Below are 22758 nucleotides of genomic sequence, written 5' to 3' on the forward strand. Positions count from 1 at the left end.
GCCTGAAGGCTCCTTGGATTGCCAGATAGTAGGAAGCAAGGAAGAGGACTCAGGCAATCAACCACTGCGAGGCTAAGTCCTGACGGACCCAGTCGCATTTGCTCCTTTAAGCCTCTCGGGTTCGTGAATACGAGAACGTTAGACGAAATTAACGAGATTTAAACATTAGAAAGACTTATATAAACCCGAACAATCGTTCTTCATTTTACTGGTATATCATGGTAGAATAGTAAAAGACAATTGAATCTTGGGTGGGCATAGTATCCCTTCGAGAGGAGGTGATACTATGGAAGTAAAAGATGCAATAACGATTATGTTCCTTTTCGGAATGTTTATCCTTGCTCTTTTAACATACATCAGTAATAACAACAAGAGAAAGTAAGAACCCACCCCAAGGTTAGCGCCAAAGGTGGGTTCTTATTCCTTTTCGACTGTAGAAGGGATAATCCCATCCAAGCCAATTGTTTTGCCGAGTGTTTGCCGCACTCGGCTTCTTTAAAAATATGATAACACAATTGGAAAAAGAAGTGAACAAATAGAGATAAGTAAAACATTTTAAAAAAAATAAGGACCTGTTAAAGGAATCAAAGGAATTTTGTGAGTAATTCGAAGAAGCGTTAACTTCGTCTAACACAGTATTCACGCATCGGGGCATTCGCCCCTCGGTCCGCAGATGCATTTTCAAGTAGTTGAATCTGCGGACACATCCATTCCCCTAAGATAAGAGCTATCTAAGGGGAATGGACGTCGCGAATACGGAAACGTTAAGTGAAATCGGGGATATGTATTAATAAAAACATGTAAGACAAATGAAGATTCAAAAGGGACGTGAAGATTTTGAATTACATAAGACAAATAAGAGAGTTAGTAGGAACACATCCTATAATTATGGCAGGAGCATGTGTGATTCTTATAGACGGTGAAGGTCGATTATTATTACAACAAAGAACAGATAATGGTTTGTGGGGATTACCGGGAGGTTCAATGGAACCTGGGGAAGAAATGAAAGAAGTTGCAAAACGGGAACTTTTTGAAGAGGAACGTTATAGGAAATTCCCGCAAAACATATTCAAACACAAAACACGAACAAACATTCTATTAACGAGTTGTTATTTGTGGTAGAATAAGGAAGTACAATTGAATCTTGGGTGGGCATGGTTTCCCTTCGAAAGGAGGTGAAGCCATGGAGGTTAAAGATGCATTGACAATAATGTTCCTATTCGGAACGTTTATCCTTGCCCTCATAACATACATTAATTCCAACAACAAGAGAAAATAAAAACCCACCCCAAGGTTGACGGCCGAAGGTGGGTTTTGTTCCTTAAATGACTTAGAGGGGAATAAACCATCCAAGCCAATTGTATAGCCGAGTGTTGACGCACTCGGTTTTCTTATAACGATCATAACATATACTGAATTGACTGAAAACCAAGAAAATGGAATGTATAAAAACTTTGTATAAAAACCTGTGTGAAGTAAATTGAATGAGATATCGAAGAGGGCCGAAACATCCTATAACATCGTATTCACACGGCGAGACCTGACGGTCCCTTGGTCTGCAAGAGGATTTTCGAGGAAGCGAACTCAGCAGACAGCCCTGCATTGGCTAAGTCCGTCGGACCCGCGCTTGCCCGCTTAAGCCAGTGAGGGTTCGTGAATACAAAAACGTTAGCTGTAATTCGGTTAACCATTTTTTGGGGGGAGAAAATGAAAGAAACAAGGATTTATAAGCAAATAGATAACTGCTCTATTAGTGCAGATATCTATTACCAAGGCACTGATACTCCTGTAATATTATATATTCATAGCGGCGCTTTAATTTTTGGGACAAGAGAATGGTTACCGACTGCACAAATTGAGTATTTAACAAATGCAGGGTTTAGTTTGGTTAATATTGATTATCGCCTAGCACCTGAAACTAAATTTGAAATAATTATTGAAGATATTAGAGATGCAATTGAATGGGTAAGAACTAAAGCTATTGAATGGTATGATTTTGACATTGATAATATTGCAGTTATGGGGAGTTCAGCAGGTGGGTACCTGAGTTTATTGACTGGTACAATGGACTATAAACCAAAAGCTATTATTTCATTTTATGGATACGGTGATATTCTAGGCACATGGTACACAGAACCAAGTGAGTATTACTGCAAGAAACCGATGATAAGTAGAAGTAAGGCAATAGAGAACATAGGTTTTGAGGAAACAACAGATGGTAAATGGGATAGGATTGACTTTTATTATTATTGTCGACAACAAGGTGTTTGGGTTCAAGAAGTAACTAAAATGGATCCTAACTACGATTTGAATAAATTAATGCAATATAATCCAATAAATAATATTTCAAATGATTACCCACCTACATTATTTCTACACGGTGACCAAGATACAGATGTTCCATATGAACAATCTGTAAAAATGTATGAGAAGCTCAAAGGAATAGGAATCGAGACAAAATTAATAACAATTGAAGGCGCAGATCATGTTTTCGATCATGATTTTGAAGATCCCAAGGTTCAAGGAGCGTTTATAGAAGTTGTAGATTTCTTAAAAACACATTTATGTAAGTGATTCGAATTAGAACCAAACTTCAGCTAACACCGTATTCACGCAGCGGGGCTATCGCCCCTTGGTCGTCAGATGTATAATCGTGGAAGAAGCTTAGACAACATACGACCCAGCCTAAGATAAGAGCTATCTAAGGCTGGGTCGTTTCGTGAATACAAAAACGTTATGCGAAATTACTGTATAGATTTGAAAGTAGGTGATTCATAGATGATTGATAAAACACGATACCCTATTGGTCAATTTGACCCGGCACTCATATTCTTTGAAGAGGACAGGGATAAGTTCATTAATCAAATCCTATTAATTATACCTAAGCTTCGAAGCCTAATATCACACTTAACGATCGACCAACTCCAAACGCCATATCGGGATGGTGGTTGGTCAATTCAGCAAATTATCCACCATATGGCCGATAATGATATGAATGCTTATTTAAGATTTAAAAGGGCATTAACAGAAATAGAACCTGCGGCTTCATCATATCGAGAAGATCTATGGGGAGATCTTCATGATTATTTTGAAACTGATATAGAAATCTCTTTATTGCTTCTAGAATCACTCCACAAACGTTTTTACATACTACTTCACAAGTTAGACTCAGGTCAGTTCTCGAGGACACTCAGAACTCAAGCATTAGGGTTAATTAATTTGGACACTGCTCTACAAAGATTTATTTGGCACAATCACCACCACATATCTCAGATTGAATCATTAATTATTAGAAAAGCGTGGTAAACAGAGATATTGTGGGTATTTCAAAGATGACAGTAACTTCGCATAACAATGTGTTCACGCATCGGCGGACAAGCCGCCTCGGTCCCGGAAGATAAGTCGAGGTAGTGATTGTCGGGACACATCCGCATCACCTAACTGCGTCGCGGCCGCTCACTATCGTTCGCTTAAGGTGGTGGGTCGTCAACACGGAAACGTTAGGCGAAATTCCTGCAAGTGAGAGGAGGGGAACCGTGAAGTTATACCACTTCAGTGATAATCCCGATATACAAAGATTTGAACCAAGAATGATTTATGAGGAGACGGAAGCAAAGGTCTGGGCAATAGATGAGTTTCATGCTCCACATTATTTCTTTCCTCGGGAGTGTCCGAGGGTATGTGTCTGGCCTGAAGAGTATACAACAGAAGCGGATCTAAACCTCTTTTTTTGTATGTCAACAACACAAAGAATAATTGCTATAGAGTCTGCGTGGTATGATCAAGTCAGTAATGGACATATATACCGATATAGTTTTAACCCTGATGATTTCGTGTTACATGAGCCTAATGCAGGATACTACATAAGTTCAGTTTCAGTTGTACCTAGTAATGTTGAACGAATTGATGACTTAATAGGATCAATCACAGATCTTGGAATAGAGTTTAGAGTAACCCCTTCACTAAAACCTCTTAAAGACTTAGTATTAAAATCTTCTTTAAACTACTCCATGATAAGACTAAGAAATGCAGTGATGTAGCTAACTCAGAGATGGCAGGAACATCGCCTAACACCGCATTCACGCTGCGGATCGCTGTCGTGCCCCTTGGTCCGCACCGAGGATTTTCGGGGAAGTGGAGCCAGACGGACAACCCTGCGCCTAACCGCGTCGCGGCCGGTTCTATGGACCTTAAGGTGATAAGGCGTCGTGAACACATGAACGTTATCTGCAATTCGAGCACGGCCTCACAGACCTAAGTCCCATTAATAACTTTTTTAAGGAGACATTAAACCATGTCCATTAATGTATCAGGAATTATCTTTAGTTCCTTAACTTCAATTGTAATTCTTTTTCAAATTGCTTTAGCGTTAGGGGCGCCTTGGGGGAGGTTTGCGATGGGAGGAAAGTACCCTGGGAGGTTCCCTATCTCTATGCGAGTAATTGCATTATTTCAAGCTGTCGTGCTTGCATTCCTCGGACTTATTGTTCTAAGTAAATCGGAACTTGCCGTAAATCAATGGTATGAATTCTCTCTTTCAGCGGTTTGGTTTGTGGTTGCTTTCTCCGTATTATCTTCTATTATGAATCTGATCAGTAGAAGTAAAGGAGAGAGAGCCATATGGGCTCCAGTTGCTATTGTAATGGTTATTACAAGTCTGATTGTCGCGTTGGGTTATAATTATGATTAAAGAACACCAGAAACCAAAGCAGAACTGAGGAAAACTGACTTCAACAATTGAAAGAAACATGTATTATTATCTTAAGTCTAAGTTAATCGAATAGTTTAATCGAAGAAGGTACGAACAGCAGATAACACAGTAGTCACGCTTCGGGCCATTCGGCCCTCGGTCCGTCAGATGATTTTCGGGGGTAGTGAATCAGCGGACACAACCAATCCCCTAAGATAACAGCTATCTAAGGGGATTGGGCATCGCGAATACAAAAACGTTAGACGAAAGAACCCTAAATCAATTTAGAGATGAGGATCGTTTGATGACCTACAAATCAATTTTAATAGATCAAATAACTGCATGTTATAACGATAAGAGTTGGTTTATTCCACTTGCAGATATACTGGCAGATTTGACAGTGAGCGAAGCAGTTACTGAGAATGAGAATAAACAATCCATATGTTCAATAGTGAATCATATTATTTACTGGAATGAGAGATGGCTTGAGCGATTTAAGGCTGGAGAATTTGTATCAAATAATACTATTAATAATGATGAAACATTTTCTTTAACTCCAGATCAATTTGAAGATTTAGGTTGGAATGAAACATTAATTAGACTTGAGAAAGTATTTAGTAATTGGAGAACTGTTTTAGAAGAAACGGATGAATCAAAACTTACAAGACAAATTCCAGAATATTATAATGCTCAATGGTGGGGAGTTGTTTCTAATTTGAGTATTCATAATGCATATCATATTGGACAAATCATGTTATTAAAGAAACTAATTCGAGTTAAATAAATTTCTTAAGTTATTTGCAGATGTGGTTCCTTCGGATAACACTATATTCACGTATAGGGCCATTCGGCCCTCGGTCCGGACCGGAGCTCGATGCATTTCGATGAGGCATTTCAGTATACGATGAAGCGGAATCAGCCGGATACATCCGCACCGACTAACTGCGCAAGCGCAGCCGGCCAACGGGCTTAAGTCGGTGGGACGTCGTGAACACGGAACCGTTTTAGTCGAAATTCAAGCAAGATTGGAGAGATTTAATGCCACTAAACGACAATCAATTATTAGAGATATTAAGGAATCAAAATGATTTTGAAGTTCTTGATGTAAGAAGGACAGAAAATATTACTCGAGATCGGGCATCACTGAGTAAAATCGATGTACACACAAGAGACAATAGGATTGTTCCATTATTAGAGAAAAATACGATATCTATGTCTGTTCCATATGAGAATATTATTTACAAGTACTACTCCAGCAAGAATGTTTCTATTCCAAAGGTTTTTTACAATGAATATGATCAAGTTGGACATGAAGGTATATTGTTGATGGAAGATTTAACACCGACACATCGTAATATTGCTGATTGGGAGCCCCCTATTGATACTAATAAAATAAAAACCATTATTGATGTAATCTCACAATTTCATGCGGTCTCTTGGGGAAGGGGAGAACTAGCTGTCCCCAAGCATTTGCAGAGTGTAGAGGAATATTTAATACATATTGGTTATTTGGAAAGAGATTATATTCATTTTAGAAAAACTCAAATCTATAACCTTGGAGATGATCAATTTGAAATATATGAGGAAAGTCTACAGAGGTTACGCGAGAACGCTCAAAAACACATTGAACGTATAACTAATAATCAACATACTTCATTTATCCATGGTGACCTGAATGTATGCAATATGTTGTATCCGTTAATAGGTAATGCAAGGCCGTACATAATTGACCTTGAAGCAGTAAGGGTTGGGCTTTGTACAGAAGACTTGGTTATGTTATTTATTCATGATTTATTTCATGGTGGGGAAGAGACCTTACATATTTTTCAGATTTATTACCGTTCAATTTGCACTAAGATTTCCTGTGAATATACTTACGATCAATTCTTGGAGGATATAAGAATATCAATAATGGAAGGGATCTTTTTTCCACTTAAGCTTTTTGTTCATAATGGTGTAAAGGATGAAGAACTGGTATTGAAATCAATAAATGCATATAAAACTTTTATTGGGATAACTTGAGGAAGTGCTTGAGCATTGCCTAATACAGTATTCACGCTTTGGTGCTATCGCCCCTCGGTTTTCCAGATGTATAATCATGGAAGAAGCTCCGACAACAAACGACCCAGCCTAAGATAGGAGCTATCTAAGGCTGGGTCGTTTCGTAAATACGAGAACGTTAGGTGAAATCATTGGGAGTAAGAACATAACATTCCATTCTTTTAGGGAGGACAAAATGTCAATCAAGAAGGACAAAAATCTTTCTCAAAAACTAACCGGTCATGAACAGGTGATGAAATTTCTTGAGAACCTCGAACATCCATTAAAGCCTGAAATCGAGTATGTAAGAAGAATCATTTTGGAATCTAATGATCAGTTATCCGAACACATCAAATGGAATGCTCCAAGCTTTTATATTCATGACGATCGAATAACTTTTAATTTACATGGTAAAAACGGCTTTAGGTTGATTTTTCATTGTGGTTCGAAAGCTACAGAATACGCTAACGGTAAACCAATCTTTGAGGACTCCTCAAATCTATTAGAATGGTTGGCTGGGGATAGATCGACAATTCGATTCAGTTCAATGGAACAAATAGAAACCAATAAAGAACGTCTAAAACAAGTAGTAAATAAATGGATTGAAGCGACCAAAGAGTTTTAGTATGTATCATATTGAGGTCAATGACTTCAGCTAACAATGTGTTCACGCATCAGCGGACAAGCCGCCTCGGTCCCGGAAGATAAATCAAGGAAGAGGTTGCCGGGGCACATCTGCACCGATTAACTGCGCGAGCGCAGACGTCGCGACCGCGGCAGCATATCAATCTGCTGCTGCTGGTTCATTTTCTCCCGAGAATTATCATGTAAATTTAACACTAAATTATTGGATAGGAGCATTATGTATTCTGGGTGGAATTATTTACTTGATAAAGATCTCAAATTAATTAAGAAATCAACTCGAAGAATGAAATTGTTGATAAGAACATAAATAAAACAGGAGAGTATAGAGAGACATGAAAACAATATTTCTAGTTTTCGGTATTCTTGGTTCATTAATTTTGCCCATAATTATTGTGCTATTGTTCTTTGTTATATTCTCTGGTTTTTATAATAAGGGATTTTTAACAGGATTAGGGCAACTAATGGTTTGTGGGTTTATGATGCTACTTAACTCAACAATCATTCTTAATATGCTTCTAATTTACTGTGAAGGGCTGATAGAAAGCAAGGAATATAAAACTCTAAGAAAAGCTATTATTTTTACTATATTAATAAGTGTAGCAATTCAAACTATTTTAAGTATTCTAATAGAAAACCCATTTAGGGATCCTTCTTCTGGGATGTTCTTATAAGTCCTATGCATAGAACCCAATACCCTACATAACACCGTGTTCATGCATCGGGTCTATCGCCCCCCGGTTGTCAGATGTATAATCGTGGAAGAAGCTCAGACAACAAACGCCCCCGCCTAAGATAGAGCTATCTGAGGCTGGGGCGTTTCGTGAATGCAAAAACGTTGTAGGAAATTCCATCGAACTATATACAAGCATAAAACACGAACGAATATTCTGTTAGTGACTGGGTATATATGGTAGAATGGGTGAGTCGTAAGCTTGGCTTCTCATATATTGTGCGATGTAATGACTGGAGGTTGGCAGTCGGAGAAATCGAATAATAACTTGGCTTATCCTAGCGGGTAAAACTAAAGGCATTGAAACTCAGATATAGCCAGATATAAAGATGAAAGGAACCTAATATGAAAAGAATAATTGAGATTCTTCTATATACATTGAAGCCGGGATCTGGTGCCGAATTTCATAGAATCATGAAAGAGATAAGTGTTCCGTTGCATAATAAAATGGGGATAGACATTGTTGCGTACGGCAACTCTCTTCACGATCCAGATGCGTACTTTTTGATACGGTCTTTTGAAAGCCTGGAACAACTGAATTCAACCCTAGATTCATTCTACAAAAGTGAGGCGTGGAGAAATGGACCGCGAACAGACATTATCGAACGGATAAGTACAAGTTTAAAATCAGTAGTTTCACTTCACCCTGAAGCAATCGATGAACTCAAACGGTCGGGTTTGTAGGATACCAGTTCATCACGCTTCAGGCGTTCAGCCCTTTTGGGGATGAATTTACAGTAGCAGGGAATGAAAGGAGACTTTCATGGAACTTCTTGAAATCAATCAAAATCTAAGAGAAACAAGAAACGAATTACTGGGAATACTTAAGAGGTTGACTAAAGATGAATTAAACCAACGGAAAGATTCATTGAGCTGGAGTATAGGTCAGATCGGTCAACACTTATTTAAGACAGAAGAAGTTTATGTGGCGGCTATTAAGCGAGGATTAAAGAATAATGAAAGTTCTATCACAGAAAGTAAACCATTAGATTTTCTACTTAATAGAAGCAAAAAATGGGTAGCCCCTGATATTGTTAATCCAACTGATGATATTTTTGAAGCTGATGAACTTATTGAAAAACTAAATCAATCAAGACGGAAGTTAGAGGAAACATTGAATACTATGGAAGATCAAACCGAGCTAAGCAGAAGACATTTTGTACATCCAGTCTTTAAAGATATGTTATTAATTGATTGGGTAAGATCGCTGTACCTGCATGAACAAAGACATATTAGACAAATAGAAGAAATAATAAATGAGTCGAAGTGAGTTATTCGAAGAAGGCGGATACATCCTAGATCACCATATTCACACATCGTGCTGCCGCATTCGCCCCATTGGTTGTTCAGATGTATAATCATGGAAGAAGCTTAGACAACAAATGACCCAGCCTAGGATAGAGCTATCTAAGGCTGGGTCGTTTTGCAAATACAAGTACGTTATAAAGATCTTGGAAAAACTAAATAAAAAGGCCCGAACAAACTACGAGAAAGGAAGAATCACATGGCATCCATAAACCAAGAACCAATTGTAAGAACTGAAATGCTTATTCGAAAACCAGTCGATGAGGTATTTGAAGCCTTTATTAACCCAGAGATCACAACGAAATTTTGGTTCACTAAAAGTAGTGATCGGTTAGAAATTGGAAAGCGAATACTTTGGGAATGGGAAATGTATGGGGTCTCAGATGAAATCCACGTGATAGATATCGAGAAAAACAAACGTATTCATGTGGAATCGTTGGATGGAACTCATATCGAATGGCACTTTACCCCAAGAAATAATGATGAGACATTGGTTTCTATTGAAAACTACGGATTCGCAGGAAATGCTGATGAGGTTTTGAACCAATGTATTGACTCAATGGGAGGATTTACGATAGTGCTGTGTGGACTAAAAGCTTTCTTAGAGCATAAAATCGTACTTAATCTAGTCATGGATAAAGCCCCTGATGCCCATGTAAACCAATAGGCGCCTAAAATAAATTTCCAAAAGGAAAAACGACATGAGTGATTTAAAACTTGTAAAACCCCATCAAAATCTTAAGGATGAGTACCTGTCTTTTTATCAAGAATGGAAAGAGTCTGGCGAAGAGATGGTACCTTGGGTCATAAGTAGAGATCCCAGTAGTTTTGAGGCAATGCTTGAATTTCTGGAGGATCATGAGAAGGGCGACGGGTTACCGGAGGGATGGGTTTCAGACTCAACGTTTTGGTTGATTGATGATAAAAGTCGGGTGTTGGGTGCTGTAAATATAAGACACGAGTTGTCTGAGTTTTTGTTTAACGCGGGTGGCCATATCGGATATGGAATTCGGCCATCAGAACGAGGTAAAGGATATGCCACGGTTTTATTGAGGCTTTCACTAGTTGAAGCGAAGAAACTTGGGATAGAGGATGTTTTAGTTGTTTGTGATGCCTGGAATATCGCATCAGAACGAACCATTCTTAAGAACGGGGGAAGAGCGGATGTCGACTACATTGAAGAAGATGGCATTGTAATAAGAAGATATTGGATCAAGAATTCTTAAGAATACTCGATAGAAAGGGGTTCGGACCCCTTAAGGCAGTGTGGGGGCGTGGAAGAAGCCCAGACGAGGGAGACTACAATGAAGAAAATACGAAGTAAAACAGGCAGATCAACGGGATATGTCATCCTACTTATCGCAATCATTACTACTATCGTGTGTTGGGATGAACTCGGGAGTTTGGTAAGGACAGGAAACTATGACAATCCGGATCATATGGTGGAAACCATAATGGCCAAATCAGCGACTCCAGGAGTGGCTATGGTCGTATCAGAGCGGGGCAAGACCGAATTTCAAAATTTCGGCTATGCAGATGTTAATCATAAGAAGAGGGTAACTGAAGAGTCATTATTTGAATTGGGATCAACGACAAAGGCATTTACGGCTTTGGCCATTATTTTATTAGAAAATGAGGGCTATCTCTCTTTCTCCGACCCTATTACAGATTATATTCCTTGGTTTGAACCAACCCTTAAAGGGGAGAAAGTGAATATTACGATTTCTCAGTTGCTCGCCCATACCAGTGGAATTCCGCCGTGGAGTATTCGGTTAATTCCAGAAGGCACTACAGGGGATTTGCTTGAAAAGACCATACATACTATTTCAGACATTGCATTAGTTACATATCCTGGGACAGCCTATCATTATGCTACCGTGAATTATGATATTTTAGCGATGATTATTGAAAAAGTTACAGGCAAACGTTATCAGGATTACATCACTGAAAGCATATTGGTTCCTTTAGGGATGACGGATAGTTATTATTCAACAGGGCAGGAAAAGGAATCTGATCAACTTACCAAAGGATATCGCGTGTTTTTTGGAAGAAGCTTAGAATATGATGCTCCTAGATATTATGGGAATATCGCTGCAGGATATTTGGTCACGAATTCAAAAGATTTGGAACGCTGGTTGAATGCCCAAATGGGGATCGGCGATATCCCAAATCATCTATTGAATGCGATACAACAATCTCATCAAGTCGACATCAAAACTGCTGGATACATAGATGAAAATCAATACTATTCATTCGGATGGAGCGTTGATACGAAAAATAGAGTTGTTAGTCATATTGGAGCTAATCCGAATTATTCCTCAAAGGTTATTATAGATTTAGATAAGCAGCAGGCCATATTTGTTTTGGCAAATCTGAATTCAACGGCACCCTCGCTTATTGCTAATAATATATATGAAAATATGAATGGAAATCCGATGAGAAAATTTATGTATGATGACGAGTATTTATTAATTGATTTGGTATTTTCATTCTTAGCCATAATCGCAGTCGTTATCTTATGTCTTCAAGTCATTAAACTCTCTAGAGGAATCAAGCTAGATCTTCATGATGAAAAGACAAGGTTCAGAATAAAAACAACATGCAGTATCGCACTAATCTTAAAATTTATGCTTTTGGTATTGGTCATGATCTGGCCTTATCTAATAAACCATGATTATTTCGTGATAGGGGTGTGGATGTCACATTCCATATTGATTTGGATGGGACTTGCTGCGCTCAATTGCATTTTATCGATAATAATGAATATTAAAACCCTTCATGACCTAAAAGCTTCGCGGTCGCGGCCGTTGATCGTTTAAAGCCGTGAGAGTTCGTGAAGCAATACTATTTTATTCTGATAAGGTGAATTAGATAGTGCAACAAAACGGGATATGGGATACAATTCCAGTTAAGACAATGATTTGACGTCAGACGCACACGGTGACAAGGAGATGAAGTTATGAAATTTCTGCTCACATCTGCAGGTATTAAAAACAAGCGTATACACGATACGTTGATTAACTTGTTGGGCAAACCGATTTCTGAATCTAGCGCCCTCTGCATTACTACTGGGTTGTACGCCATACCCGGAGGTGCAGAGAAAGCATGGCAGTTCTTCAGCGGACAATCTACCACACCAATGTGCGAACTGGGCTGGAAGTCAATGGGCGTGCTTGAGCTCACCGCGTTGCCTAGCATCGATAAAGAGCGTTGGGTTCCTATGGTCCAGGAGACTGACGTTCTACTAGTGAATGGCGGTGACCCCTTGTATCTCTGTTACTGGATGCGGCAATCCGGGTTGGCAGACCTATTGCCGTCGCTGCGTGCAGTTTATGTGGGGCTGAGTGCCGGGAGCATGGTGATGGCACCGAACATTGGTGAATATTTCGTTGGCTGGATTCCACCCGGTGGTGGCGATGACACGCTGAGACTGGTCGATTTTTCAATCTTTCCGCACCTGGACCACGAGATGCTGCCTGATAACACGATGGCTGCAGCAGAGAGATGGGCAGCCGGGATGAAGGGGCCGGCGTATGCGATTGATGACGAGACCGCCATCAAAGTGGTCGACGGAGCGGTCGAAGTTGTCTCCGAAGGGCATTGGAAACTGTTTGGCTCCTAGCCTAAGATAAGAGCAATCTAGGGCTGGGTCGTTTCGGGAATACAGGAAAAGTGAGGTACTCGGATGAGTTATAAATCTATTCTCATCGACCAATTAAATGCTTGTTATAACGATAAGAGCTGGTTTATTCCGCTTCACGAAATCTTAATCGACTTAGATGCTACGCAAGCTGCAGGGGAGAATGAAAGTGAACAATCCATTTGGTCGATCGTGAATCATCTCATTTATTGGAATGAGAAGTGGCTTGAGAGATATAACGACGAACATGTTGAATTAGATAGCTCAATCAACAATGAGGATACTTTTTACTTGAATCGAGATGCAATAAATGATGTTGAGTGGAAGAATACCCTACAGAGACTTGAAACCGTCTTTCATAGTTGGAATAGAGCGCTTGAGGAGAGCGATGATCTGAAACTAACTAAAGAAATCCCTTCCTATTTTTATGCTCCTTGGTGGGGAGTCGTATCAAATTTATGTATTCATAATGCCTATCATATTGGACAGATTATGCTGCTAAAAAAACAGTTGAGAAGTATAGGTTGAAAACCGATTGTAAAGTGCGATCCTAACCACGTTCCGGCCCGCCCAAGGGACTTAGGGTTCTTGGAAAACGATGTGCGAAGTTGGGAAAGTTCAACGAGCCCCGAAGCCCATGAGTAGATCAGGTTTCAACAAATGGATGGTCGTTACAAAATGTAGAGAAAAATACGAAATTAGGTTGAACGAATGAGGAAATCAGAACGCTATATTGCAGAGAAACGGATCAAGCGGACTTTCATCTATATAATCATAAGGCGTGAGAACCGAAGTATGGGAACTGTTGAAAGCCGCTAGGTCTTTTGATTTTAGTGATTTATTATCCTCAAATGAGATCTTGTTATGGAGAGATCGGACATTTTCGTTTTTTCAAGATCCACTTAAAGAGCCTAAAATTAATCCCCATTATTTCACCGATGAGATTGTGAGTACTTTTGTAGACACAGCAGCAGATCGATTGGGAGTGATATTCAAAGAATGGGACAAATGATGGATTCGCTATATGGAAAGGGCTGGAGAAATGGAAGCTAACCAAGCCTTCCCGAAGGCCACACTAATCAAATATAGATTTTCAAAATCAATTTTAATCCTATTCGAATATGGAATCATCTTAGGATGTATGCATTATGGCGGAGTCCATCTGAATTTTCTTATTTATATTGCGGCTTTTTTCGGCTTAGTCATAAGGACGTTTAGAAGACCAGTAAAGAGGACGGTAGAGCCGTTCGTCACGATACCTGTTACCATCTATTTTGGTGTAAACATCTTTATGATTCATAATGGTGAGTTAAGGATCAAGATTATTTTACTACTACTCATCATATTCACCATTATAGGATTCGAAATCATTAGTAATAAGTTGCTAGATAAACTACGGATAAGTAATCACTAGAATCCGCGATAATATCGGCGAGAATATTCTAACGGCACCTATCACCGATGGGTTTTTAGATGTATAATCATGGAAGAAGATCAGTCCACAAACGCCCCAGCCCAAGATAAGTGCTATCTAGGGTTGGGGTGTTTTTTGAAGGGAGAGGAACTCATGACAGAAAGAATAAGCGTATCCACCGGCTCTCCATGGGAGCCCGTAGTGGGTTATTGTAGAGCAATAAGAATCGGTAATGTCATAGAAGTAGCCGGGACGACGGCAATGAAGGACAACCGAATCATTGGTAAAGGCGATGCATATCTACAAACGAAACAAGCTTTAAAAACAATTGAAGAAGCATTAATAAAGCTTGGAGCAGGGATGGAAAACGTGGTGAGGACTCGAATGTTTGTAACGGATATTTCGAAGTGGGAGGAGATCGGAAAAGCCCATGGAGAGTATTTCAAAGATATTCGGCCGGTTGCCACAATGGTTGAGGTTAAAGCCTTAATTGATCCCGACTTGCTCGTTGAAATTGAAGTGCAAGCCATCTTTCAGACATGAATGCCCAGCCCTAAATAATAGCTATCTAAGGCTGGGGGTTTACGACTAACTATTGTCTTATAATAAGAATGTCTCTAGGTGGTCTTCCAGTGCTTTGGATTTGAGAGATCTCCGAGTTCGTAAGATTGCGGCCAACTAAAATGAACGAAGATGTGGCGTTGTTGAAGTTGAAATTGCCCAAGTTAGATACATTTCGACTGCCCCGGAATACGCGGAAGGAACCTTGGAAGTTCGTTCCCGAGAACAAGACCAGTGTGACTTGGGAGCTTTGCACAACATTTCTGAGCCGAAAGCTTGATAGCGCGTTGTTAAACCGAAACGCTCCAAGATCGCGGACGGCGACCCCACCGCGTCTGAAGAGAATCCGACGACCAGAAAAATTGGTACCTGACCATAGTGCAAGACGTACATCACTGTTTGCCAACTATATCACTCCTTTGATTGAAGGTTGATATAGCTTATTGCAGCTTCTATGAATCGGTGTAGACCAATAGAGTAGGGTGATCGTTTGATTTGCTAATATTCTATTAAGGGGATATAAAGGTGCAAAGTTGTAATCGATGCAAACGTAAATTTACCTTTAAACAGGTGCTGAGATCTTGTTTCCACGGATATAAACCCATTCAATGTGATCGATGTGACCAGATCTATGATGTGACCTTAGGATCAAGACTACGTGTATCGGTAACTATTGCGGCAGCTATGTTCCCGGCCTTTTATGTCTACAAAGGGCCGATATACGGACATGTACTAATTTATCTACTAATCCTAATTCTTGTTTTACCTTTCTTGATGAGGTATAAGCAAAGAATTGAAGATGGAGATATATGAATGACCAAATTCAACAAAGATGTTTTGTTAACGGACGATATTCAGGTTCGGATCAATGGCATCTATGCCCCTGGGGTTCCTTCAATTTCAGCTTTTAATTGTTCAAACCACGCTAAATTGACCAAGTGATGGGAACGGGAATTTTCATTCATTCGGCGATAGTAATCAATTTGATCTGGAACTTCCTGCGTGTTGGATAGGTACTCGTCAAGGAGAGCAATTCGGGTTTTCGTCTGATCGATTTGCGATTGAATCAGCTCCAACAGCTTGTTCTTGTCGTATTCATCGGCAAAAAGCAGCGCTCCATAAAATTGCAGGTTCACATACTCCGATTGGGTGCCGTATTTGACCATCAATTTTTCGAATTCAGCCTTTCCGGACTCGGTAATTTTGAAGTTCCGAGTTTCGCGTCCGCGGGTTGAAGGCTCCTGTTGAATCTGTTTAATCCACCCCTTCTCTTCTAATTGCTGCAAATTGTAATAAAACGAGCCTTTCGTGAAGTTGACAATGTACTTGTAATGGCGTTGTTCCATGAAGGCCAATAGTTCGTATCCGTGGGCACCGGGATTTTGGAGAAGTAAGCCAAGAATGAGTAAGGGGATCAATTCTGCATCACCTTCGCCATCCGTGCCTCGAACTCCGCGTACGTGATTTTACCCAAGGCCAAATCCATGCTATGGAGGTAAATCTGTTCGGTTTTCGAATAGTTGCGCTTCGCCTTCAGCGACTGTTCTTCTCCAGGGAGGGGTTCCAGAACATGACACCCATTCGAGAACGCCTCGAAATAACGGTAGCCGAATTTACGTTGCGAAACCGCGTCGATATGAATGCCATCTGCATTCGCGGTCAAATCTGCCGCCGTGACAAAATAACAATTCGGGTGTTCCTTGGCGTAGCGCTGCAATTGCGCGTTAACCTGCCGATATTCTGTCGCGTGCTGTCCAAAACCGGTTTTTCCCAGGAAATCACCAAGCCCGCCAATCATCAGCGGTACCTCATCTTTCAAGTTCAGTTCGTTTCTCAGGGTTTCGATGATCAAGGCGAATTTCTCGTTATACGTTTCATGCAGCGAACCATAACTGTCGCTTTCCCCCTGGTGCCAAAGGATTCCACAGATTTGGCTGGAACGCTGGGCGAAGCGGGCTTCGGACAAAGCATGCTGAAACAGGATGCCTTCCGGATGCCAGTCATTCAAGGAGCTGCCTCCTTCCGCACAAGGAATCAACCCAATTTCCTCATCGGGATGAGCTTTCGACCAGGCATCGGCAAATGACGCTGCCGGACTTACTCCAGAAACGGGACGGTCGTAGTTGATCGGCTCTGTCATCATCTGCCACTGTCCGTTGCGCAGCATTTTTATTTTTTCATTATAGATCGGATCGACTTCATGCAAAAATCCACGGCCCGCCATGTTCGACTGGCCCAACATTAAAAATGACTTCATCTCTGCCTAACTCCTTTATGTTACTCTTATAGTCTAATTAGACTATCGCTAGCATATCGTATGCTCAGTTTATAGTCAAATGAATGTAGCTGGTATTGGTGAACAGATGTATAATCATGGAAGAAGCTCTGACGACAAACGCCCTAACCTAAGATAAGAGCTATCTTGGGTTGGGGCATTTTGTGTAGTAAATAGGAATTGTTAGTAGGCTTGAAGGAGCCTAACAGAGGAGAATGATGAGGGAGGAAGCGAATATGGAAGAAAATAAGGAGATTAAGCAACAGGAAAAACATGAAGACATTACGGGGATCACTTGTATCTATGTACCGGTGAATGATGTTTACGAGTCCATTCAATGGTACCAAAAGAATTTGGGATACCAACCTGCAGACAGCAATCGAGTTGAACCCGGGATGACGATGGCTGTGATGAATATGCCGGATCGGAACGGTAACTTACCTTCACCTGGCTTAAGACAAGTTGTGCCCGCTCTGTTCTTACACCAATCGGACGAAGAAGGCGGCCGTTTACGCTTCTCATGGACATTGGACAGTGGTAAGCCGCATGCGATAGCATGTTTCATTACTCCACGGATCGAAGTGTTGCGAGAACGCTTCAAAGAAAACGGAGTGAATATTTTGGGAGAGCGTATGACAAGTGGACCCAATGTAACGTTCGCGGATCCCGACGGTAACGTATGGGAGGTTTGGCAACCCTAATGATCTCACGCTATCGTTGGATGAGTTGATTAAAGCGAATGGAATAAGAGGAGCTAAGATGATGTTATTTTTCGAGAAAACAAACAAGCTGTCCAATTTCCTACTTACCCTATTTGTGCTGTTTCTCATTCTATCTCTCATCTTCTTCGCAAGTAGCCAGTTCACGGAAGTTCTCTCGTATAACTTCACCAATGATCTGAGAGGAACCGTCTGGATGATCGTTTGCTTTGGGGTTTCGATTTCTTCGTTAGTTGCAGGAGTAGCTCTGAAGGTTTTGATAAAAGAGGCTAACGATGAAATAAAGAGACTTGAAGAAAGAATGAGGAGAAATCAGTCATAGATAAGTCCATCAATAATTAGGCCGCAAATGGACTAGGAGGGTTCAGTGTGATACAGGAAAAAGTAACCTTGAAATATCACGTGTTGGCTAGAGGAGTGATCCTAACGGATCAGCATCTCTTAGTTGCTCATTGCAGAGGGATGGATAATACATTTTTGCCTGGAGGACATGTTGAGTTTCATGAGAGTATTAGATGTTCGTTGTACAGAGAAATCAATGAAGAACTTGGATTAACTAGTGAGGTGGGCTCTTATCTAGGGGCAGTCGAAGCTGGCTACGAAGACGAAGGCGTGTATCATCAAGAAATAAATCATGTGTTTGTTACTCAATTAGAAAATGTAGATCCTAGAACGAATCCCGAATCGAAAGAGAGTTACTTAGTATTTTATTGGATCCCCGTGGATGAGATGGATCGCCACAATTTACTTCCCGAACCAATGAGAAAGCTTATTATGAACTATATACGCGGCACTAAAGGTCCTTACTTTGAAAGTACATTTGAAGATGCATAGTTCCACTGGATTTCGTGAAGAAGTGATTCGAGAACAAATTCGGACCAAGGGCTCGTTGAAAAAGTATATTGAGATTGGGATCGGTAACACGTGGCTTATTAGAACGGAGATAGAGCACGAAGATGGAACCGAGACCGAAATTAAAGGAATCGTAAGACCGTTCAAATTGAAATCAGTTTATTTCAGACTATGGATCAGAAGAAGAGTTTTGATTCTTGATCTTAGAGAAGGTGTAAAGGTTCAGACCAAAAGTAATAATAACTTCAAAATTATACTTGGATTCTATGGCGTTTGATACATAGAAGGAGTTACGTATTTCCAAGGGAGGCCCATATGCTGGTTCATCACCTTCTTTCAAAGGGAGTATGCATTACCGAGATTTATGATGAAACTCAAGAGATCGTTGAACGATGGGATAACACTTTTGCCCAAAATATTAGCGCCGAGATCAAAGAGGCTGTTTATTATAGTCAGTTTAAGTGGCACATGTTCAGTTATGAGCAGCAGAACTGTTTGAAGATGGAGGAGGCCCGAAGAGCTTTTGATTCGATAGAAAAAAGTGAAGTGTACGTCATGTATCAAAACTCGCCGGAGATCTTACGCTGCAAAAACGCGAATGGGCTAGAGTCTTCGGATTTCGATCGTGAACAAGATATCTATATTTTCGATGTAGATTATACCTGGACCTATGTCCATACGCACGAGGAGATGTGTGGCCCTTACTTCTATACAATGAATCGGGAAAGTGATATCAATCAATTGAGCATTTCCAATAATCAATAATTGAATTGAGGGATAAAGATCATGATTCAATCCATCGTCCATATCGCACTTATTGTTAAGGATTATGATGAGGCTATAGATTTTTATACGAAGAAATTGCATTTCACCTTAGTAGAGGATACTTATCAGCCCGAACAAGACAAACGCTGGGTTGTTGTTAGTCCGCCGGGCTCAGTAGGTACGACCATATTGCTCGCGAAGGCTTCGACACCGGAGCAAGAATCGTTTATTGGGAATCAGGCCGGAGGAAGGGTTTTTCTATTTCTGAATACAGATGATTTCTGGAGAGATTATCAAGATATGATCTCAAAAGGGATTGAATTTGTTAGAGAACCGAAAGAGCAAGAATACGGAATTGTAGCAGTATTTAAGGATCTATATGGTAACCTGTGGGACTTACTGCAGCTTAAAGAAGATCATCCCATGATGAAACGGATGAAATAACGAATCACGGGAGGTGTGCGATAATGATCAGCATAAAATCTCCGGGAGGGTCAATGTTTCCTTACTACTTAAAGATTTGGGTGGATTGGTATAAGACATCTATTACAGACCGGGTCATAAGTGAATTTATCAATAACCTAAGTAGAATGAGCTTGTATATAGAGAGACTGGCTATTGTAGGATCCAGAAGAGGCTAAGACTTGGCTAGTAACCGAAAATGGGGGTATAAAATGATATACATAGAAACGACCCGACTGCAATTGAGGGATTGGAAAGAGAGCGACTTGGCCCCCTTTCGTCAACTTAATGCGGATGAACAGGTGATGAGGTATTTTCCGAAAACCTTATCGTCTGAAGAAACAAATGAGCTTTATCAATCCATTTTATCTGAATTTCAAGCATACGGTTTTGGACTCTATGCTGTCGAAGTCAAGGAGACCCAGGAGTTTATAGGGTTTATCGGATTTCGCAAAGTCACATTTGAGGCGGACTTCACGCCATGCATCGAAATCGGTTGGCGACTGAAACAAGAAGCTTGGGGCAAGGGGTATGCATCGGAAGGGGCCGCGGCCTGTTTGCAGTATGGATTTACCCATTTGGGTTTTCAAGAGATTTATAGTTTCACGGCGGTTATCAATACTCCTTCAAGGAACGTCATGACAAAAATCGGGATGGATTATGTGAAAAGATTCCACCACCCAAGAGTCGAGAAAGATAGTCCTTTAAGTGAACATGTTCTATTTCAGATTAGGAGGTTACCCAATGAACAAATGGGAGTATAAAACCATCAAGGTGAAAACCGGAGGATTTATGGGCGGGAAAGTAGATGAGACGGAGTTTGAGCGTGAATTTAAATCAATTTGGGCAATACGGATGGGAAGTGGTGTCCTGTTTCGATACAAGTTATGGTCAAGGGACATCTAGAGAAGTCATCGTTGTATTTAAGAGACCCGTGGTGGATTGAAAATAACCTCGAAAGCCAGTTATAAGTTTTGGAGGGATTTATATAGGTAACATCGACAAGCGAAATAGACTGAGTGAGGAAGTTTTCACTTATCAGTTAACGAAGGATCATAAAGTGTTTATATATTGGAAGGGGAGGCGAGTTACGATACTCTCCGGTAAGGCAAGTCAGAAATTCTTAAATTCGATTGAAGGTAAGGATCATAAAGAAACCCAATTAGTAATGGCCAAAATTACGAGGAATTTTAAACACGGCAATGAGAAAGACAATATAAATGAGCCTTAGCCTTTATTACGGTTGGTAGATTTGTGCTTTTTGCCTTTGCTGTCATAGGTGATCCATTCTCCGACAGGCTCGCCCATCTCAAAATATCCCGACCGTTTTATTGTTCCATCGGCACGATACCATTCCCAATACCCGTCAGGTAGGTCACCAACCATTTTTCCTTTTGACCAAATGGTTTTACCGTTTGCATGATATTTGATCGTCCAACCGTCAATCACTTCCAACTTCTTTTCCTTCACTCCATTTGGATGAGTCAAATCGCAATTTTCGTTATTCATCCTGTGCCTCCGATCATCTTGTTTTTTTGTCCATAATACCATATTTCAAGGGGAAGTGAGGATGATATCATGGGATACATCATGGAGCTTCGGAAGTTAGTTGGTACCAGGCCAATCATTATGGTCGGCGTAAGCATCATCGTCAGAAATTCGGAAGGACAGATACTGCTGCAGAAGCGGACGGATAGCCTGGACTGGGGAACGCTTGGCGGTTCGATGGAACTCGGAGAGACCTTTGAGGAAACCGCACGGCGAGAGCTTTTTGAGGAGGCAGGACTTCAGGCGGAAGAATTGAACTTCATCACGAATTTGTCCGGCGAGGATTTCTACTACAAGTACCCACATGGGGATGAAGTATATAACGCCATAGCCGTATACGAGGCGGTTCGTGTCCAGGGCACACCGACCATCAACGATGATGAGGGTCTCGATTTAAGATACTTTTCTCTTGATGAGCCGATCCATAACTTGAACTCAAACAGTTATATGATTTTAAAGCAAGCGGGTTATATTCAAAAATGGTAGAGGAGGATTCCTATGAACCAACCGTGGTCAGAGCAAATGCCGGCGGTTCAATTTCGCGTGGCTCGGCCGACGCATCAACTGGATAAGATCATCGAGTTCTACACGAAAGGGCTTGGCCTGGAAATCGTAGGTTCATTTGCAAAGCATGAGGGCTATGATGGGGTGATGTTTGGACTACCGGGTGTCGACTATCACTTGGAGTTTACGCAGCATGTCGATGCCCTGCCCGTGTTGCCCCCTTCCAGAGATAACTTGTTGGTTTTCTACATCCCGGATGGAACCGCCAGAGATGAAATCGTCGCGCGATTAAGCTCCATGGGTTACCCCGAAGTCGAACCCGAAAATCCCTATTGGAAGCACCAGGGTGTAACCCTATGCGACCCGGATGGCTGGAGAATCGTTTTGCAGAACACGGCAGGGATTTAGCAGGATTCCTCGTATGGAATTGCACCCTCCCGAGCTTGCTGTTATACTTTTGGCTATGAAATGGATTGGGGGTTATACAGATGGCAATTCGCAATTGCTCATTTGCTAGGAATTCCTCATGCAAAGCCTGATCTAGGGCGATACTTTGCGTGGGGTGCGAGAAGATGAATTCGATCGCCCAAACTTAACTTTATCGTTTC

General features: G+C 40.8%; 32 protein-coding genes. 28 read left to right on the plus strand and 4 right to left on the minus strand.

What is annotated here, in order from left to right; genetic code table 11:
• Positions 1 to 286 precede the first annotated feature (286 nt).
• The 18 genes from comI (at position 287) to IM700_RS10175 (ending at position 15007) form a co-directional block, all read left to right on the plus strand.
• Entirely contained in the window at positions 287 to 382 is a 96-nt protein-coding gene (gene comI, locus IM700_RS23150; protein WP_239483764.1) for a competence inhibitor ComI, read from the plus strand.
• 455 nt (positions 383 to 837) lie between these two features.
• Complete coding sequence (locus IM700_RS10095) at positions 838 to 1122, plus strand: NUDIX domain-containing protein (protein WP_418888773.1); 285 nt, start codon at positions 838 to 840, stop codon at positions 1120 to 1122.
• 88 nt (positions 1123 to 1210) lie between these two features.
• On the plus strand, positions 1211 to 1279 hold the full coding sequence (locus IM700_RS23155) for a putative holin-like toxin (RefSeq protein ID WP_418888777.1): 69 nt from the start codon (positions 1211 to 1213) through the stop codon (positions 1277 to 1279).
• A gap of 428 nt (positions 1280 to 1707) precedes the next feature.
• Positions 1708 to 2574, plus strand: a complete 867-nt coding sequence (locus IM700_RS10100; protein ID WP_193417408.1) for an alpha/beta hydrolase — start codon at positions 1708 to 1710, stop codon at positions 2572 to 2574.
• A 204-nt stretch (positions 2575 to 2778) separates the two neighbouring features.
• A complete protein-coding gene (locus IM700_RS10105; RefSeq protein ID WP_193417409.1) occupies positions 2779 to 3306 on the plus strand; it encodes a YfiT family bacillithiol transferase in 528 nt (175 codons plus the stop codon).
• A 230-nt stretch (positions 3307 to 3536) separates the two neighbouring features.
• On the plus strand, positions 3537 to 4040 hold the full coding sequence (locus IM700_RS10110; protein WP_193417410.1) for a DUF6886 family protein: 504 nt from the start codon (positions 3537 to 3539) through the stop codon (positions 4038 to 4040).
• A 254-nt stretch (positions 4041 to 4294) separates the two neighbouring features.
• A complete protein-coding gene (locus IM700_RS10115; RefSeq protein ID WP_193417411.1) occupies positions 4295 to 4690 on the plus strand; it encodes a hypothetical protein in 396 nt (131 codons plus the stop codon).
• Positions 4691 to 4994: 304 nt separating this feature from the next.
• Positions 4995 to 5474, plus strand: a complete 480-nt coding sequence (locus IM700_RS10120) for a DinB family protein (protein WP_193417412.1) — start codon at positions 4995 to 4997, stop codon at positions 5472 to 5474.
• Between the two features lie 254 nt (positions 5475 to 5728).
• Positions 5729 to 6712, plus strand: coding sequence for a phosphotransferase (locus IM700_RS10125; protein ID WP_193417413.1), 984 nt, complete (start codon positions 5729 to 5731; stop codon positions 6710 to 6712).
• Between the two features lie 214 nt (positions 6713 to 6926).
• Positions 6927 to 7355, plus strand: coding sequence for a DUF1801 domain-containing protein (locus IM700_RS10130; protein WP_193417414.1), 429 nt, complete (start codon positions 6927 to 6929; stop codon positions 7353 to 7355).
• Positions 7356 to 7707: 352 nt separating this feature from the next.
• Positions 7708 to 8046: a hypothetical protein gene (locus IM700_RS10135; protein ID WP_155606220.1), complete on the plus strand. Its 339-nt coding sequence runs from the start codon at positions 7708 to 7710 to the stop codon at positions 8044 to 8046.
• Between the two features lie 822 nt (positions 8047 to 8868).
• Positions 8869 to 9375 (plus strand): DinB family protein, encoded by a 507-nt coding sequence (locus IM700_RS10145; protein ID WP_193417416.1) that lies wholly within the window; start codon positions 8869 to 8871, stop codon positions 9373 to 9375.
• A gap of 234 nt (positions 9376 to 9609) precedes the next feature.
• Entirely contained in the window at positions 9610 to 10077 is a 468-nt protein-coding gene (locus tag IM700_RS10150) for an SRPBCC family protein (protein WP_193417417.1), read from the plus strand.
• A 34-nt stretch (positions 10078 to 10111) separates the two neighbouring features.
• Positions 10112 to 10636: a GNAT family N-acetyltransferase gene (locus tag IM700_RS10155; RefSeq protein WP_193417418.1), complete on the plus strand. Its 525-nt coding sequence runs from the start codon at positions 10112 to 10114 to the stop codon at positions 10634 to 10636.
• A 78-nt stretch (positions 10637 to 10714) separates the two neighbouring features.
• Complete coding sequence (locus IM700_RS10160) at positions 10715 to 12229, plus strand: serine hydrolase domain-containing protein (protein ID WP_193417419.1); 1515 nt, start codon at positions 10715 to 10717, stop codon at positions 12227 to 12229.
• 140 nt (positions 12230 to 12369) lie between these two features.
• Complete coding sequence (locus IM700_RS10165) at positions 12370 to 13032, plus strand: Type 1 glutamine amidotransferase-like domain-containing protein (protein ID WP_193417420.1); 663 nt, start codon at positions 12370 to 12372, stop codon at positions 13030 to 13032.
• 63 nt (positions 13033 to 13095) lie between these two features.
• Positions 13096 to 13578, plus strand: a complete 483-nt coding sequence (locus IM700_RS10170; protein WP_193417421.1) for a DinB family protein — start codon at positions 13096 to 13098, stop codon at positions 13576 to 13578.
• 1039 nt (positions 13579 to 14617) lie between these two features.
• On the plus strand, positions 14618 to 15007 hold the full coding sequence (locus IM700_RS10175; RefSeq protein WP_193417422.1) for a RidA family protein: 390 nt from the start codon (positions 14618 to 14620) through the stop codon (positions 15005 to 15007).
• Positions 15008 to 15056: 49 nt separating this feature from the next.
• On the opposite strand, the gene IM700_RS23440 is transcribed toward IM700_RS10175, so the two are convergent.
• Complete coding sequence (locus IM700_RS23440; RefSeq protein ID WP_155606226.1) at positions 15057 to 15431, minus strand: hypothetical protein; 375 nt, start codon at positions 15429 to 15431, stop codon at positions 15057 to 15059.
• A 119-nt stretch (positions 15432 to 15550) separates the two neighbouring features.
• Between IM700_RS23440 and IM700_RS23490 the strand changes: the two genes are divergently transcribed.
• The gene (locus tag IM700_RS23490; RefSeq protein WP_193417423.1) at positions 15551 to 15838 is read left to right on the plus strand and encodes a TIGR04104 family putative zinc finger protein; all 288 of its coding nucleotides are present in this window, start codon (positions 15551 to 15553) and stop codon (positions 15836 to 15838) included.
• A 62-nt stretch (positions 15839 to 15900) separates the two neighbouring features.
• Here IM700_RS23490 and IM700_RS10185 read toward each other — a convergent pair whose 3' ends face one another.
• Together IM700_RS10185 and IM700_RS10190 are read right to left on the minus strand one after the other, a co-directional pair.
• Positions 15901 to 16443, minus strand: a complete 543-nt coding sequence (locus IM700_RS10185; protein WP_193417424.1) for a PadR family transcriptional regulator — start codon at positions 16441 to 16443, stop codon at positions 15901 to 15903.
• Entirely contained in the window at positions 16440 to 17282 is an 843-nt protein-coding gene (locus IM700_RS10190; protein ID WP_193417425.1) for a sialate O-acetylesterase, read from the minus strand. The genes IM700_RS10185 and IM700_RS10190 overlap by 4 nt, the downstream gene beginning before the upstream one ends.
• Positions 17283 to 17536: 254 nt before the next feature.
• On the opposite strand from IM700_RS10190, the gene IM700_RS10195 reads away from it, so the two are divergent.
• The 7 genes from IM700_RS10195 to IM700_RS10225 all read left to right on the plus strand — a co-directional run bounded on the left by IM700_RS10195 (position 17537) and on the right by IM700_RS10225 (position 21044).
• Positions 17537 to 18001 carry a VOC family protein gene (locus tag IM700_RS10195; RefSeq protein ID WP_193417426.1) on the plus strand — a complete coding sequence of 155 codons (465 nt, stop codon included), beginning with the start codon at positions 17537 to 17539 and terminating at the stop codon, positions 17999 to 18001.
• A gap of 387 nt (positions 18002 to 18388) precedes the next feature.
• A complete protein-coding gene (locus tag IM700_RS10200) occupies positions 18389 to 18853 on the plus strand; it encodes an NUDIX domain-containing protein (protein WP_193417427.1) in 465 nt (154 codons plus the stop codon).
• Positions 18846 to 19148 (plus strand): DUF3977 family protein, encoded by a 303-nt coding sequence (locus IM700_RS10205; RefSeq protein ID WP_193417486.1) that lies wholly within the window; start codon positions 18846 to 18848, stop codon positions 19146 to 19148. The genes IM700_RS10200 and IM700_RS10205 overlap by 8 nt, the downstream gene beginning before the upstream one ends.
• A gap of 38 nt (positions 19149 to 19186) precedes the next feature.
• Positions 19187 to 19636 (plus strand): DUF4275 family protein, encoded by a 450-nt coding sequence (locus tag IM700_RS10210; RefSeq protein WP_193417428.1) that lies wholly within the window; start codon positions 19187 to 19189, stop codon positions 19634 to 19636.
• A 21-nt stretch (positions 19637 to 19657) separates the two neighbouring features.
• Positions 19658 to 20080: a VOC family protein gene (locus tag IM700_RS10215; protein WP_193417429.1), complete on the plus strand. Its 423-nt coding sequence runs from the start codon at positions 19658 to 19660 to the stop codon at positions 20078 to 20080.
• 230 nt (positions 20081 to 20310) lie between these two features.
• Positions 20311 to 20862 carry a GNAT family N-acetyltransferase gene (locus IM700_RS10220; protein ID WP_193417487.1) on the plus strand — a complete coding sequence of 184 codons (552 nt, stop codon included), beginning with the start codon at positions 20311 to 20313 and terminating at the stop codon, positions 20860 to 20862.
• Positions 20863 to 20906: 44 nt separating this feature from the next.
• Positions 20907 to 21044 carry a DUF4177 domain-containing protein gene (locus IM700_RS10225; RefSeq protein ID WP_239483767.1) on the plus strand — a complete coding sequence of 46 codons (138 nt, stop codon included), beginning with the start codon at positions 20907 to 20909 and terminating at the stop codon, positions 21042 to 21044.
• A 281-nt stretch (positions 21045 to 21325) separates the two neighbouring features.
• Here the strand turns inward: IM700_RS10225 and IM700_RS10230 are convergent, their stop codons facing one another.
• The gene (locus IM700_RS10230) at positions 21326 to 21607 is read right to left on the minus strand and encodes a toxin-antitoxin system YwqK family antitoxin (RefSeq protein WP_193417430.1); all 282 of its coding nucleotides are present in this window, start codon (positions 21605 to 21607) and stop codon (positions 21326 to 21328) included.
• A 69-nt stretch (positions 21608 to 21676) separates the two neighbouring features.
• On the opposite strand from IM700_RS10230, the gene IM700_RS10235 reads away from it, so the two are divergent.
• Together IM700_RS10235 and IM700_RS10240 are read left to right on the plus strand one after the other, a co-directional pair.
• Positions 21677 to 22132: an NUDIX hydrolase gene (locus IM700_RS10235; protein ID WP_193417431.1), complete on the plus strand. Its 456-nt coding sequence runs from the start codon at positions 21677 to 21679 to the stop codon at positions 22130 to 22132.
• Between the two features lie 12 nt (positions 22133 to 22144).
• Positions 22145 to 22558, plus strand: a complete 414-nt coding sequence (locus IM700_RS10240; RefSeq protein ID WP_193417432.1) for a VOC family protein — start codon at positions 22145 to 22147, stop codon at positions 22556 to 22558.
• Positions 22559 to 22758: the final 200 nt, after the last annotated feature.

The sequence above is a fragment of the Paenibacillus rhizolycopersici genome (assembly GCF_014947195.2).
Classification (GTDB): Bacteria; Bacillota; Bacilli; order Paenibacillales; family Paenibacillaceae; genus Fontibacillus; species Fontibacillus rhizolycopersici.

Excerpts from the sequence above, each read along its gene's own strand:
- comI (WP_239483764.1), top strand. The coding sequence starts at position 287 with ATGGAAGTAAAAGATGCAATAACGATTATGTTCCTTTTCGGAATGTTT.
- IM700_RS10100 (WP_193417408.1), top strand. The coding sequence starts at position 1,708 with ATGAAAGAAACAAGGATTTATAAGCAAATAGATAACTGCTCTATTAGT.
- IM700_RS10105 (WP_193417409.1), top strand. The coding sequence starts at position 2,779 with ATGATTGATAAAACACGATACCCTATTGGTCAATTTGACCCGGCACTC.
- IM700_RS10115 (WP_193417411.1), top strand. The coding sequence starts at position 4,295 with ATGTCCATTAATGTATCAGGAATTATCTTTAGTTCCTTAACTTCAATT.
- IM700_RS10120 (WP_193417412.1), top strand. The coding sequence starts at position 4,995 with ATGACCTACAAATCAATTTTAATAGATCAAATAACTGCATGTTATAAC.
- IM700_RS10125 (WP_193417413.1), top strand. The coding sequence starts at position 5,729 with ATGCCACTAAACGACAATCAATTATTAGAGATATTAAGGAATCAAAAT.
- IM700_RS10130 (WP_193417414.1), top strand. The coding sequence starts at position 6,927 with ATGTCAATCAAGAAGGACAAAAATCTTTCTCAAAAACTAACCGGTCAT.
- IM700_RS10135 (WP_155606220.1), top strand. The coding sequence starts at position 7,708 with ATGAAAACAATATTTCTAGTTTTCGGTATTCTTGGTTCATTAATTTTG.
- IM700_RS10145 (WP_193417416.1), top strand. The coding sequence starts at position 8,869 with ATGGAACTTCTTGAAATCAATCAAAATCTAAGAGAAACAAGAAACGAA.
- IM700_RS10150 (WP_193417417.1), top strand. The coding sequence starts at position 9,610 with ATGGCATCCATAAACCAAGAACCAATTGTAAGAACTGAAATGCTTATT.
- IM700_RS10155 (WP_193417418.1), top strand. The coding sequence starts at position 10,112 with ATGAGTGATTTAAAACTTGTAAAACCCCATCAAAATCTTAAGGATGAG.
- IM700_RS10160 (WP_193417419.1), top strand. The coding sequence starts at position 10,715 with ATGAAGAAAATACGAAGTAAAACAGGCAGATCAACGGGATATGTCATC.
- IM700_RS10165 (WP_193417420.1), top strand. The coding sequence starts at position 12,370 with ATGAAATTTCTGCTCACATCTGCAGGTATTAAAAACAAGCGTATACAC.
- IM700_RS10170 (WP_193417421.1), top strand. The coding sequence starts at position 13,096 with ATGAGTTATAAATCTATTCTCATCGACCAATTAAATGCTTGTTATAAC.
- IM700_RS10175 (WP_193417422.1), top strand. The coding sequence starts at position 14,618 with ATGACAGAAAGAATAAGCGTATCCACCGGCTCTCCATGGGAGCCCGTA.
- IM700_RS10190 (WP_193417425.1), bottom strand. The coding sequence starts at position 17,282 with ATGAAGTCATTTTTAATGTTGGGCCAGTCGAACATGGCGGGCCGTGGA.
- IM700_RS10195 (WP_193417426.1), top strand. The coding sequence starts at position 17,537 with ATGGAAGAAAATAAGGAGATTAAGCAACAGGAAAAACATGAAGACATT.
- IM700_RS10205 (WP_193417486.1), top strand. The coding sequence starts at position 18,846 with ATGCATAGTTCCACTGGATTTCGTGAAGAAGTGATTCGAGAACAAATT.
- IM700_RS10210 (WP_193417428.1), top strand. The coding sequence starts at position 19,187 with ATGCTGGTTCATCACCTTCTTTCAAAGGGAGTATGCATTACCGAGATT.
- IM700_RS10215 (WP_193417429.1), top strand. The coding sequence starts at position 19,658 with ATGATTCAATCCATCGTCCATATCGCACTTATTGTTAAGGATTATGAT.
- IM700_RS10220 (WP_193417487.1), top strand. The coding sequence starts at position 20,311 with ATGATATACATAGAAACGACCCGACTGCAATTGAGGGATTGGAAAGAG.
- IM700_RS10225 (WP_239483767.1), top strand. The coding sequence starts at position 20,907 with ATGAGACGGAGTTTGAGCGTGAATTTAAATCAATTTGGGCAATACGGA.
- IM700_RS10230 (WP_193417430.1), bottom strand. The coding sequence starts at position 21,607 with ATGAATAACGAAAATTGCGATTTGACTCATCCAAATGGAGTGAAGGAA.
- IM700_RS10235 (WP_193417431.1), top strand. The coding sequence starts at position 21,677 with ATGGGATACATCATGGAGCTTCGGAAGTTAGTTGGTACCAGGCCAATC.
- IM700_RS10240 (WP_193417432.1), top strand. The coding sequence starts at position 22,145 with ATGAACCAACCGTGGTCAGAGCAAATGCCGGCGGTTCAATTTCGCGTG.